This is a genomic window from Achromobacter sp. (assembly GCF_032113835.1).
Taxonomy (GTDB): Bacteria; Pseudomonadota; Gammaproteobacteria; order Burkholderiales; family Burkholderiaceae_B; genus Achromobacter.
Genome location: NZ_DAMCTG010000031.1, coordinates 23,195 through 35,661, shown reverse-complemented (window position 1 = coordinate 35,661; position 12,467 = coordinate 23,195). Strand labels below are relative to the sequence as shown.

General features: G+C 62.6%; 11 protein-coding genes. 4 read left to right on the top strand and 7 right to left on the bottom strand.

The genetic code is table 11. The features are described from left to right. Nucleotides 1–40 precede the first annotated feature (40 nt). Nucleotides 41–724 carry a TetR/AcrR family transcriptional regulator gene (locus tag RT697_RS13215; protein WP_056563348.1) on the bottom strand — a complete coding sequence of 228 codons (684 nt, stop codon included), beginning with the start codon at nucleotides 722–724 and terminating at the stop codon, nucleotides 41–43. A 377-nt stretch (nucleotides 725–1,101) separates the two neighbouring features. Here RT697_RS13215 and RT697_RS13210 point away from each other — a divergent pair, with 377 nt between their 5' ends. From RT697_RS13210 to RT697_RS13195, 4 genes are all read left to right on the top strand, one after another. Further along, nucleotides 1,102–2,706 (top strand): hypothetical protein, encoded by a 1,605-nt coding sequence (locus RT697_RS13210; protein ID WP_313699430.1) that lies wholly within the window; start codon nucleotides 1,102–1,104, stop codon nucleotides 2,704–2,706. Between the two features lie 564 nt (nucleotides 2,707–3,270). Continuing rightward, entirely contained in the window at nucleotides 3,271–4,020 is a 750-nt protein-coding gene (locus RT697_RS13205; protein WP_175138027.1) for a response regulator transcription factor, read from the top strand. Nucleotides 4,021–4,375: 355 nt separating this feature from the next. Further along, a complete protein-coding gene (locus tag RT697_RS13200) occupies nucleotides 4,376–5,041 on the top strand; it encodes a response regulator transcription factor (RefSeq protein ID WP_313699428.1) in 666 nt (221 codons plus the stop codon). A 372-nt stretch (nucleotides 5,042–5,413) separates the two neighbouring features. Further along, nucleotides 5,414–6,310 (top strand): hypothetical protein, encoded by an 897-nt coding sequence (locus tag RT697_RS13195; protein WP_313699426.1) that lies wholly within the window; start codon nucleotides 5,414–5,416, stop codon nucleotides 6,308–6,310. Nucleotides 6,311–6,387: 77 nt separating this feature from the next. Here the strand turns inward: RT697_RS13195 and RT697_RS13190 are convergent, their stop codons facing one another. The 6 genes from RT697_RS13190 to RT697_RS13165 are packed head-to-tail and all read right to left on the bottom strand — an operon-like array spanning nucleotide 6,388 to nucleotide 12,463. Continuing rightward, a complete protein-coding gene (locus tag RT697_RS13190; protein ID WP_313699424.1) occupies nucleotides 6,388–7,659 on the bottom strand; it encodes a glycosyltransferase WbuB in 1,272 nt (423 codons plus the stop codon). Further along, a complete protein-coding gene (locus tag RT697_RS13185) occupies nucleotides 7,656–8,216 on the bottom strand; it encodes a putative colanic acid biosynthesis acetyltransferase (RefSeq protein ID WP_056563330.1) in 561 nt (186 codons plus the stop codon). Before RT697_RS13185 ends, RT697_RS13190 begins: the two co-directional genes overlap by 4 nt. After that, nucleotides 8,213–9,100 carry a glycosyltransferase family 2 protein gene (locus RT697_RS13180; protein ID WP_313699422.1) on the bottom strand — a complete coding sequence of 296 codons (888 nt, stop codon included), beginning with the start codon at nucleotides 9,098–9,100 and terminating at the stop codon, nucleotides 8,213–8,215. The genes RT697_RS13185 and RT697_RS13180 overlap by 4 nt, the downstream gene beginning before the upstream one ends. A gap of 13 nt (nucleotides 9,101–9,113) precedes the next feature. Next, nucleotides 9,114–10,244: a glycosyltransferase gene (locus RT697_RS13175; RefSeq protein WP_313699420.1), complete on the bottom strand. Its 1,131-nt coding sequence runs from the start codon at nucleotides 10,242–10,244 to the stop codon at nucleotides 9,114–9,116. Further along, nucleotides 10,237–11,532 (bottom strand): O-antigen ligase family protein, encoded by a 1,296-nt coding sequence (locus RT697_RS13170; protein WP_313699419.1) that lies wholly within the window; start codon nucleotides 11,530–11,532, stop codon nucleotides 10,237–10,239. Before RT697_RS13170 ends, RT697_RS13175 begins: the two co-directional genes overlap by 8 nt. A 28-nt stretch (nucleotides 11,533–11,560) precedes the next feature. Further along, nucleotides 11,561–12,463: a glycosyltransferase family 2 protein gene (locus RT697_RS13165; protein ID WP_313699417.1), complete on the bottom strand. Its 903-nt coding sequence runs from the start codon at nucleotides 12,461–12,463 to the stop codon at nucleotides 11,561–11,563. Between the last annotated feature and the right edge of the window lie 4 nt (nucleotides 12,464–12,467).

Below are 12,467 nucleotides of genomic sequence, written 5' to 3'. Positions count from 1 at the left end.
GACCGAAGGCGGCTCGCCGGCCTGTTGCGGTGGAAGGCGGTCAGGCGCCTCCGGGGCTTGCGTTCAAGTGCGGCAGGGGCGAGCGCAGCCCGCCCAGCAGGAAACTCATCAGGCGCGGCAAGAGCAGCTCGCGGTCGTTGGGCTGTTCGGCCTCGTCGCCGGCCAGGCCGGTGACCGAGCGCAGCAGATCGGTGCCCATGATCGCGTACGACGTCGCGCCCAGCATGAACTGGAAGCGCCAGATGATCTCGGCGCGCGGCACGTCGGGCAGGGCGGCGAAGAGCGCATTGCGGTAGCGCGCCAGCACGTCCGCATATTCCTCGGCAAACAGCGCGCGGATGAAATCCGTGGGGTCGGTCATCGTGCGTTCCAGCAGCGGCAGGAAGGTGCTGCCGGCCTGCGCCGGATCGGCGGCCAGACGCAGCAACGTGCCGAAGAACGCGTCCACGATCTGCGAGGGCTTCAGGGGCTTGCCGCCGGATTGCGCCTCGAGTTCGTCCAGAAGGCGCATGCGCTCGCGATTCAGCACTTCCAGGCGGCGTTTGAGCACCGCCTGTACGAGTGACTCTTTCGAGCCGAAGTGATAGTTCACCGACGCGAGGTTCACGCCGGCCGCGCCCGTGATCTGGCGCATCGACGTCGCTTCGTGTCCCTGTTGCGCAAACAGGGATTCGGCGGTGTCGAGGATGGTTTCCCTCGTGGAGGTCGAGCGGATTTCTTGCATAAGGTTGAATTCAAACGTTTGTTTCAAAGCATTATGCGGGAGGCACGGATGAGAGGCGAGCCTCTGCTATCCCCAATAGGGTTTACCCCTAACCATGCGCGCCCGATGTGTCGGTTTTGCGGCACGGTCGCTTCGCATCGGGCGTAAGAACGAGAAGCGTCGGAAAGAAGAATGAGGGGCGCCATGGCCGTGAGGTTGAGATTTAGCCGATCGTCCTCGGACACCGGCCCTAGGATGAATGTGCTCTGGAACGCACGCCCAAAAGCCCGCAGTATCAGCGCGAGAACATGAATGCATTGCCCCGGGTGTGTGCCGGGCGAGGCCCCTTCGCAGTCACGGCGCGGCAGGCCAATCGCCCTGATACAGGAGCACGAGAAATGAAGACGTACAAGGTGGGACTGCTGGTCGACGGGTATGAGCAACCCGGCTGGATGCACGAGATGGTTGAGTGGCTACTCCACAGCCAGGATTTCGACCTCACGGCCTTGCTGGTGATGAACGGCGAGGCCGCCGACAGCGCGCCCCGGCTGAGCGTGAAGGCGCTGTTCGGTTCGCTGTCGCGCCTGGAAGGCAAGCTGCTGCCGCAGAAGCAGCGCGTCATGCTGGCCTGCCGCGACATGCGCGATGGACTGCAGGAGGCGGGCACGTCGGTAATCCCGCTGGCGCCGGGCGACGAGGATCCCCACGCGCGCAACGAGGTGCAGGCGCTGGGGCTGGACCTGGTGATCACGCTGGGTGCGTCGCTGGCCACCCGCGCGCAGCTCGCGAGTTGGTCGCGTCTGGGCGTCTGGCAGTTGAGCTACTCGGATATTGCGGTGGCCACCAGCCGTTATGCCGGCTTCTGGGAGGTTTTTCAGCGCGAAGATCACACCACCGTGAAACTCTGGCGCGTCGGCGCCAGGCAGGAAGACGACGAGCTTCTGGACCAGCGCAGTTTCAACACGGAAGTGTTCTGGCTGAAGAATCAGGCGCGCGCATTCAGCTTGGGAAACTTCATGGTCTATGACGCCTTGCAGGCGCTGGCCCATGACCGCCCGGGCGTCGCGCCGCCCGCCATGCAGATCATGAGCGGCCCGCGCCGGGCCGATCCGGCGGAGTGGGATAGCGCGGCATATATTGCGCGCCAGGCATGGTTAATGTCGGATCTCGTTGTGCGCCGCGTCATGAAACGCAATATCCGCTGGCGGATCGGTATGTTTCCGTCCGCACGCCAGCAGGCCGTGGTCTCCGAAGCCATGGTGTTGCAACCGCCAAAGGGCCGGTTTTTTGCCGACCCTTTTGTTTATACGCACGATAAAAAACCATATATATTTTTCGAGGACTATGATTTTACGTCCCGCAAGGGCACGATCTCGGTAGCGACCTACTCCGACGGGGCTTTCCGGCTGTTGGGCACCGCGCTGAACCTGCCGTATCACCTTTCGTTTCCGTATATTTTTGAACACGAAGGCGTGACGTACATGGTCCCTGAAACATGCGGAAATCGCAGTATTGAGTTGTGGAAATGCACTGAATTTCCACTGAAATGGGAGCTTGACGTTAATCTGATGACCAATATTTCGGCCGTGGATACCATTATCTTTAAACACGGCGAATACTGGTGGCTATTAACAAATATCGACCGGACGGACGGCCAGAGCCATTGCGACGAACTGTTCGCGTTTTTTTCCGATTCGCCGCGTTCCACGACCTGGACGCCGCACGCCTGCAACCCGATCGTGCGCAATCCGATGCGCGCCCGCAACGCCGGAATCGTTGTGTCGCCAGGGGGAGACGTGATCCGGTGCGCGCAGTACCAGGGGTTCTGTCACTACGGCAAGGGTGTCTCGCTCAACCGGATCGAGGAGCTGACGCCTTCCACCTACGTTGAAACCGACGGCGAAATCCACTACGCAAACTTCCTGAGAAAACGCCATGCTTCAATGCACCATTGGCATCATCAGGGGGGTCACACGGTATTTGACTTCGCCTATATGGAGTAAATCCGCCTGCGGGCGGGAAAATAAAAAATGTTACCGTTATTTCGAATACAGGGACTGTTCACGGGCTTGATGTGTCCGCGGATACAAGTTGACAGGTTTCCCTTCTCCTCCGGCTATTCGACGCCGCGTCCGGCAGATGTCCCGACGCGGCTTTTTTTCGTCTGTAACAAGGGCCAGAGCGCCTGTGCGGGCAGTCTTGCAAGGCTGCTTCATAGGGGAGATGCGTCCCCGCGCCATGTTGGTGCTGGTGAAAACCCTAGCGGCGAAAAGGACGAGATGACTTTCTCATCCATATTTACGAACGTGATTAAGGCTAACGATTGATTTCTGATTTTGTCGGATTATATCGCCCTGAAACGTCTTGATTTTGACAAATCCGAACCATAAGATGGGTTCCATGCCATCCGTTATGTTGGCTACCAAAGTTGCCCAGCCCAAATGTCCCGGTTCAGCTTCATTAGATATTCCGGGATATGCGGACCACCCCCGCAGGGCTGGAAAAAAAAATAGTCTTCAGCACAGCGAAGATCCCTTCTAGGCTCGTCGAAAAACCGGGAGGACACCATGGCCAAGATGGTCCTGATTGAAGCCCATCCGCTACTGCGGTTGGGGTTGTGGCAGATTCTTAGCAAGTTGGATGATGTGTGGGAGATCGAGGGGATGGGCCTTGCGGACGTGTCCAAGGCCGACGGCGTGCACGCGGGCGCCGATCTTCTGATCTATGGTTTGCCAGTGGATACCGATGAAGCATGGAGCGCCTTGCACGAGATTCAGCGCGTGCTGACGCCCAAGCGGATTCTGCTTTTGACGGACGTCATGCCCTTGCCCATGCCGGTGCAAGGCCTGCCTGGCGCCAGCGTGTACGGTTGCCTGATGAAAACGGCTTCGGTCGAGATCCTCGAGGCCGCCATACGCCTGGTGATGGCGGGCGGGCAATGCTTCCCCAGCGAACAGGCGCTGCAGGCTCCGGCCTCCACCGTATGCGCCTTGCCGTCTCGGGACGCGGAAGAAGCCGGCTCGAAGGGCACCATGCCCGTGAGCGCGGGGGCACAGCTCCTGCAGATCACGCCGCGCCAGTACGAAGTGCTGGTGCTGCTTGCACGGGGTTATCCCATCAAGACCGTCAGCCGGATGCTCAACATCTCGGTGGCGACCGCCAAGACGCACGCGTGCACGCTGTATCAACGCCTGCATGTCAAGAACAAGGGCGAAGCCGTTTACGCGGCGCTGCAACGCGGTGCGACCTTGGAATGGCATGAACCGAACGGGCGTGAAGTGGATGCCGGGCAGATCTATGGGCGCAAGCTCGGTTGAGTCAGGTTTGCGCTGCCTGCCCGGCAGCAGGAACGCCCAGTTCCAACGCTGCCGGGGTTGCGCATAGCCAATACGGCTAAGGCATAGAAAGCAGGTGTTCGGGTTGCTGTCACCTCGCTTTCCGCCACCAATCATCCTCCTGAACGAGATTCAGCGAACGTAGCCGCTGATAGCATGAGTTGTGTCTGCAAGCATGGATTGATAGGGCGAATCACTTAGTCTCGCCACTGCAATCCCAAGGCTGCGGACAGGATTCCCCTGAGCCTGGCGACGCGCGTGAACCCGCGCCTTGCGCGGCGTCGCGCCAGCGTCATGGGAACCGTAATGGGCCATGCGTCACAAGGTTCTTCCCGGGATGACAACCGTACTGATCGAAGACTACGCTCTGCTTCGTGTCGCAATTCAGCATGTGCTGGAACGTGTGCGCAACGCCGACGATATCCTGGCCATTTCGCCAGCCCACCTTCTCAATATGTCCAGCTCGATCAACAAGCCAGTGGAGTTGCTGGTGGTGGGTTGCAGCGGCTCCGCGGAGCAGGACATCGGGCTTCTTTCCCAGGCGATGGCATTCTTCATGCCGCGGCTCGTGCTCGTCCTGTATTCAGCGATGGACCAGAGCGTCATGGCCGCGTGTGCGCGCGCCGGCGTCGCGGGCTATCTGCCCAAGGCGTCCAGCCCCGATGCGTTGGCCGCAGCGGTCAGCCTGGTGATCGCGGGCGGAGAGTGCTATCCCCAACCCGCTGGCAGGCCGCCCAGCACGACACACGCGTCCGTGCAGGAGCTGCGCGAGCTCACGCAGCGGCAGGAAGAGATCCTGCAGCTTCTCGTGCAAGGCAAGACCATGCGCGAGATCGGCCAGCAGGTCGGCATCTCGGTCGCCACCGTCAAGAGCCACGCGCGCACGCTGTACTGGAAACTCAACGCGCGCAACCAGGCCGAGGCCGCGTACATCGCGGTGCAGATGGGATTGGTGCGCAGCTCGAACGGGCAGCCTGCGCCGGGGAAGGGCGAAGGGAGTTGATGCGATGACGGGAATCAGGGCCTGTGCGGGTGGCGATGCCGCCTGCACAGGCCCTGATTTTTTTGGGCGCGTGAAAGTTATCGCAATAAAAGTGGTTTGTTGAGCGTTGCGTCATCGGACGCTGCGCCACTAAGCATTGCAACGGCGCGTGGCGAAGCCCGGCCACCACCAAAGCGAACGTGTTGCGTACCCGATCGAGTGCTCAGCTGATGCACCTCAGAATCATACGTGTCTGATAGCCAACCCTGAGTTGGCGTGACGTAATGGCCGGGCGAGGCGACGCGTTCAAGGGCGTCCCACCCGCCAACACCTGCGCAAGGCCGACTCCTCCATCCTCACATCTCCCTCCTCAATCGCCCAACACCCCAAGTAATGCGAACCAGCAAGCAAATCCGGCAGCCGCGCCCGTCGTTTAGAGAAATCCAGAAAAAATGGCGGATCTTTCGCTTCGCGAGTACGTTGTTGCCTCTGGCGCCAGGCCCGAAGGATTCCGCCTCCATAGAGGCGACGCGGATCAACGAGCATTGCATCGAGGTCATCTCCGATTCGCTGAAATCCGAAGGTCATAGCTTGATGCTTCAAGTTTTCACGCTTATTGGACTGCTCGTATTCTTTTCTGCAGTGATCGCAGGCGTTGACAATGGGTTCGGGTTGATTTGGCTGGCCGTTCTAGGCCTTCCGGCCATAGGGCTTATGGTGTTTTTTCTTTTTTGTGTCTTGGGACCGCGCTTCCGATACCGGTGCTCGAAAGTTCGGTTCGATCGCCGTAGCCGCTGCGTCTACTACGTCCCATATCCCGAAGAAAGCTCGGATGAAATATGGGAACTTGACTGGGATCAGTTGCAGGGCATTTGCTGGTCAACAGGTCAAGCGCAACCTTATCTTTACCTTGTGGGCTATACCCGCAACTTGCCTGCACCTCAATTGGTCAAGATACCAATCATGTCCAACGAGAAAATTTATGCAGACCATATCTGGGCTTGGCTCAATCGTTATATGGCTAAGGTTGAAGGCCTGCCCCCACCAAAGATTGTTTCGCTCCCTCAAAGCCCGAGAGACGTACTGTTGCGCTACGGTGGACGTTGGATCATTAGGTCCTTCACCGCAAGGAAATGGCGGCGATGGTTGCCGCTGATGATCTGGGTGGATTTGGCGATCCTGCTCGTGTTCATGCCGTCCATGGCCCTGCCGCATCTGATCATTCTCCAGTACCCGGAGATTGAATTTCCGGAAGAGAACAGTCGACGGTGTGGTTTTTCTACCGGCTAATCAGGGGGGCTAAGCAAGGCGACGCTGTCCATGCTGTTCCGCGCCCGCCATGCATGCGCCCATTCCGGCACCCCCCCTCAAACATCCCCCTCACTCGCCTGCGTCCCCGCCGGCGCTCCGCGGCCCTTGTTCTTCGCAAGCGCCATAAACTCCCGCTCCGCCGCGCCCAGCACCGCATCCACATGCAGATGCGCCATCGCATACTGCCGCGCTGCCGCGCCCAGGGTTTCGCGGATCTGCGCGTTGTAGCTGAGCTTGCGCACCGCCTCGGCCATCGCGACGGCATCCTCGGGCGGTGTCAGCAGCCCGCAGCGCGACACGACGCTGGCAAGCTCCGTGCCACGCGCCGCGCCGCAGACGACCGGGCGGCCGCTGGCCAGCATGCCGGTCAGTTTCGAAGGCATGACCAGGTCGGCCGCGCCAGCGCGTTGGGGCAACAGGTGGATGTCTGCCGTGCCCAGCAACGCGCCCAGGCGTTCTGCCGGCTGCAAATCCAGAAAGATGACCCGCGTCAGACCCCGGCACTTTTCCTCCAGGGCCGCGCGTTCGGGTCCCTGACCGCAGAACAGGAACCAAAGACGGTCTTCTCGGTTAAGACGACGCGCCACGTCCGCCAGAATCTGCAAGCCTTGTTTGCCACCCATATTCCCCGAATACAACGCAACGATGGCGTTGTCCGGAATGCCGAGCTGCGCGCGGTAATCGCCGCCTTCAGCGAGCGGCGTGATGGCATTGACGTCGATCCAGTTGGGCAACAGCACCGCACGGCTCGGATCGATGCCTTTGGAAAGCGCCAGATCCAGCATCCGGTTCGAAATCGTCGACACGCGATCAAACCTGCGCATCAGCCAACGCTCCGCGCGCTTGACCATCGATCGCAAAGCGCCGCCCTTCAGCAGCCCCAATTCGAACGCCGCGTCGACCTCGAAGTCCTGGATGTGCAGCCAGGCGCGCGCGCCGGTCAGGCGGGCTGTCAGCCACGCGGCCGGCGCGCAGAAGAGGGCGGGTTCGACGACCAGGATGATGTCCGGGCGGCGCATCGCGGCGCGCAGCAGCGACGGCAGGCTGGACAGCGCGAAGCTTGCCAGGTGCACCAGCCGCTTGGCGCCGCCCGGCCTTTCGGGCACCCACAAGGGCGCGCGCCGCACGGTCACGCCGCGTCGCGATTCCTTGGTGTAGCGCGAACCGCGGTAGCCCTCGTGCACCTTCCATTGCGGGTAGTAGGGCGGGGCGGTGACCACGCTGACTTCGTGCCCGCGGGCGGCCAGCCATTCGGCCAGTTCGGCGGTGTATTTGCCGGTGCCGGTCAGTTCGGGCGCGTAGTTGATGCCATAGATGAGTATTTTCATGTTGGCGTGGCGGTGCGGGGCCGGATGGGGCGGCACGGATTGCCGTGGCAGACCATCGCGGCCGGCATGTTGCGGAACACCGAGCTGCGTGCGCCGATGACCGCCTCGCGCGCAATCGTCACGCCCGGCCCGACGAACACGTCAGTCGCCACCCACGCGCCGTCTTCGACCCGAACGGCGCGTTCGCGCAACGGGAAGTCGGGCCGGCCGGCGTCGTGATCCGCCGCGCACAGGTAGCTGCGCTGCGACACCACGGCGTGGGCGCCGATATGGATGGGACCCAGGCTGTAGATCACCGCGTCGTCGCCGATCCAGGCGTAGTCGCCGATCTCGACCTTCCAGGGGTAGGTGACCGTGGCCGTGGGCCGGATCAGCACCTTGTGGCCCACGCGCGCGCCGAAGCAGCGCAGCAGCCAGCGGCGAAAGCCGTAAGCCACCTGCGGCGACCAGCGAAAGAGCGTGCCTTGCACCATCCACCACAACTGCACGGTCAGCGCCGAACGCCCGCGCTGACCCGGCGCCAGCGCGAACTGGTCCAGGCGTTGCAAGGTGCTCATTTGGCCGCTCCCGCAACGGCATCGCGCTGCGAGGCGGCCTCGCTGGCCCGGCGCGCCTTCAGGATTTCCTCGGTCTTGATGCGGATCTGCCAGTAGTACATGGCGCGCGCGACGGCGTAGTCATAGCCCGCCTTGCCGTCCAGGAAGCCCAGCTTGAAGAGGTAGGAGTGCAGGAACGAAATGGGCGCCTTGAACGGCATGGCCTGGAAGATGCGCTTGAGCAGGGCGCGGCCGCCGACGTTGGCTTCGCGCGGGTCGTTCATCAGTCCCTTGGTGCGCAGGTTCGCTTCCCAGTCCGAATAGCGGTTGTGCTTGTCGAAGTAGTGATACAGCGAATCGTGGTCGTTGTGCACCATGCGCTGGCGCAGTGCGAAGGTCTCGCCTTCGACCTGCGGTTGGTAGTGGCCTTCAACTTCCCACATGTTGGCGACGTCCAGGTCGTCATAGTCCAGGAAGCGGGAGCGGTCGCGCGCCAGCAGCGCCAGCTTGTAGACGCGGTGGCCGTGCTCGAGCTTCTTGCCGCAGAACACGTAGTCGAACGGCACGAACGCGCCGCCTGCGCCCGCCGCAAAGCGCGGCAGCACGTCGCGGATTTCGGCGGCGAGGCCCGGCGTCATCTCTTCGTCGGCGTCCACGTAAAGCACGACGGGGTGGGTGAAGGGCAGTTGCTCAAGGCACCACTGCTTTTTCTTCGGATACTTGCCGTCCCAATTGAAGTTCGAGACGCGCGCGCCCATCGCCGTGGCGATCGAGCAGGTGGCGTCCGTGCTGTTGGAGTCCACGACGAAGACTTCGTCGAAATCCGCCAGCCCCTTCAGGCACTTCGCGATGTTGCGTTCCTCGTTCTTCGTCATCACCACGACGGATACCGGTATCTTCTGCATGATGCTGTCCTGTTCAGGGCGTTCCGCGCTGCATGAGCGGCCGGAAGAGATCGATGACGTTGCGGCAGTGCCGCTCGAGGGAAAAGGCGTCCGCGCGCTCGGGGCCCTGGGCCGCCAGCTTCTCGCGCATCTCGCCGTCGTAGGCCAGGCGCCGCACCGCCTCGGCCAGCGCCTCGGCGTCGCCGACCGGCACCAGCAGTCCGTAGCGGCCGGCGTCCAGGATCTCGGCGGGACCATGCGGGCAGTCCGTCGAGATCACGGGCACGCCCAGGCACAGCGCCTCCACGAGCACGTTGCCGAAGCTCTCGCGCACGGAGGTGAGCGCGAAGGCGCCGGCGCCGGCGATGACCGGAAACGGATTGTCGATATGGCCCGCCAGCGTGACCTGCGTGCGCGAAGGCTTGTCGTCGATGCGCTTTTGCAGGGCGGCATGTTCGGAGCCTTCGCCCAGGATCGTGAACGCGATGCGCGGATCGTCCAGCAGCGCGGCCGCGTCGATCAGCGTGGCATAGTCCTTGACCGCCTCGAGCCGGCCCACGGCCACCACGTGGTAGGGCGACTCGCCGTCGTCGGCCAGCTTGGGTTGCGCGCCTTGCCGGCGCACGTTGTCCAGCGGCACGCCGTTGTAAATGGTGTGGACCTTGCCGCGCAGTGGCGGAAACATGCTGACCAGGTCTTCCTTCACGCCGCGCGACACGCCCACCACGGCGTCATGGCGCCGGTAAGTCTGGCTGACCAGCCAGCACTTCAGACGGCGCATCTTCGAGGCGCCGTAGTGGATGGCCGGGCTGCTGTGCTCGAACGCCACGGTGCGGAAATTGCCGCGCAGGATTTTTCTGGCCAGCACGACCAGCATGTTGCACAACAGGCCATGCGAGCAGACGATGGCGGGCTTTTCGCGGCGGATGTGCTGCAGCAGCTTGAAGAACGCCACGGGCAGCGCCAGCCGCAGCTTGGTTGGGGACTCGATGATGGGAAATGCGCGCGTGACCTTGGGATTGGCGATGGGATACTCGCGATTGCGCGAGCGCAGCAGGAACAGGGCGGAGTCCACCCCCTGTTCCGGCAACGCATCCACAATGAAGGCGACGCATCTTCCGACGCCGCCATGCAAGTCCGGTGCGACAAACAAGACATCAGACATGAGGTATTACTCGCGTGGGTGGCGCCCGGCGCACGATGTCCGGGCGAGGGCTGGGAGCGGGAGATTCTTGGCGAGGCACGGGCATGATCTGTGCATTGCGCATCAGCGACAGGCAATAGCACAGGAGGAATCCGGTAAACGCGGTCTTTGGCGCATAGGCCAAGCCACCGGACATCGAGTCGATGAAGATGTAGATGGGCGCGGTGGCGAGCAGATATCGCCGGTGCATCTCCAGCCCGGGATGGGCATAGCGCCGAAAGAGCGAGAACAGCAGGATCAACAGGGGCGGCAGCATGATCATGGTTGTGCCGACGATCCCGAACTTCATCAGGTAGAAGGCCCAGGAGTTGTGCGCGAACGTGCTCAGCTCGAAGCCGTTTTCGCCCATCACCCAGCTGCGAAAGCCGGCGCCCTTGCCGAAGACGGGATTCTCGGCGAAGAACGCCATCTGGCCTTCCATCTCCTGCACGCGTGCGCCGTAGCTGGAATCCTCGTCCAGGCGCTCGACGCTGAAGATGCGATTGGTCAGCACGTCCAGATAGCCGATGCTGGCAAAGATCAGCACCCCGGCCACGGCCGCGGGAACGAAGATCATCACGGCGCGGCGGCGGATGTCGGCGTTGCCGGCCAGCAGCACGGCGATGGTGACGGAGATCGCCAACTGCAGGTACTGGCTGCGATTCAGCGAGAACACCAGCGCCATCACCATGAACAGGATCAGTGCGTAGGCCTTGGGACCCGATACGTTCAGCGTGCGGCGGAAGTACAGCAGCGACACCACGCCCATCGGGATGGCCCACACGCCCAGCCGCACGTTGCGCAGCGGATTGGCCACGCTGAACCCGGCCGCCTGTTCCACCAGCATCAGTGTGGCGACCGCCAGGCTCGCCGCCACGATGTACTTCTGCAGGATTGCGTAGGCGTGCGGACTGTCGATGTCCTTGTAGCAAAGGAACGGCGTGCACAGAAAGTAGAAGACGATGCGCAGGTCGCGCGCCACGTCGCCGGTCTCGATGCCCGGATGGTCAATCGACACCAGCAGCAGGTAGATCACCGAGATCGCCTGGATGCCCAGCAGCACGCCCAGCGCCCCGCGCGGCAGCGCATAGGCGCGCGGGTCGGCCAGCCTGAGCGCCTTGACCCCCAGCATCGCCACGAACAGCAGATCGAAGGGCGACAGCTTGAAGCTGCCGACCCCCACGATGAACCTGTCGTCGTTCAGCGCCAGCGCGGTGAAGACGAACATGCCCAGGAGGTGCAGGGTGGAAAGCCGGCGGCGCGTGGTCATTGGAGTTCCGTATCAGTGTCGGGCCGGCCTAGTGCGCGGCCCAGTCGTCGCGTCCGAAGATCTTGGTGGTCAGCTTCTCCAGCAGATAGGTCAGGTCGCCTTGGCGGGCATGCGCGGCCACCTTCGAGGCGCGGCACGACAGCTCGAACAGCTTGCCCAGGCCCGGCTCGGTGCGCCGGATGCGGCTGACGATCTGCTCGCGCTCTTCCAGCAGCACGTCCTGCATCAGCGCCGTCTTGGTCTCGTCGTGGGCGGTGTACACGCCCAGCGCGTCCGGCACGATCAGGTTCTTGCCCTCGCGCAGCAGCCGGCTCCACAGCTCCAGGTCCATGCAGTAGCGCATGCTCTCCTGCAGCAGGCCGTACTTGCGCAGCAGGTCGCGGCGGAAAATGGCGGACTGGTTCGGGATCGAGGCCTTCACCACCGTCAGCGTGCCGCGGTTGACGGGCGTGTAGTGGATCTTGCGGAAGATGCGGTTGTCGGCGTCCGCCACGAACAGGTTGCCGCTGACGATCGGCGCGCGCCCCTTGGCCGCAGCCACTCCCAGCTTGCGCAGCGCGCCCGGGAAATACAGGTCGTCCGAGTTCTGCCAGCCGACGTAGTCGCCCGTGGCGCGTTCGAATCCCTTGTTGATCGCGTGCGATTGGCCCCGGTCCGGCGTGCTTTCCCAGTAGGACAGGTAGCGCTCGTACTTCTTGATGATGTCCACGCTGCCATCCGTGGAGCCGCCGTCGATGATGATGTATTCCAGCCGCGGATACCCCTGGTTCAGCACGGACAGGATGGTGCGCTCCAGGAACTTGGCCTGGTTGAACGAGGGGGTCACGATCGTCACCTTGGGCAGCAGGCCGCTGGCGATGGGCGCTGGCGGACGGAGCTCGCGGACGAAGTCGATGAGCTGGCGTGAATACTCGTTATGGCGCTTGCGCATGTAA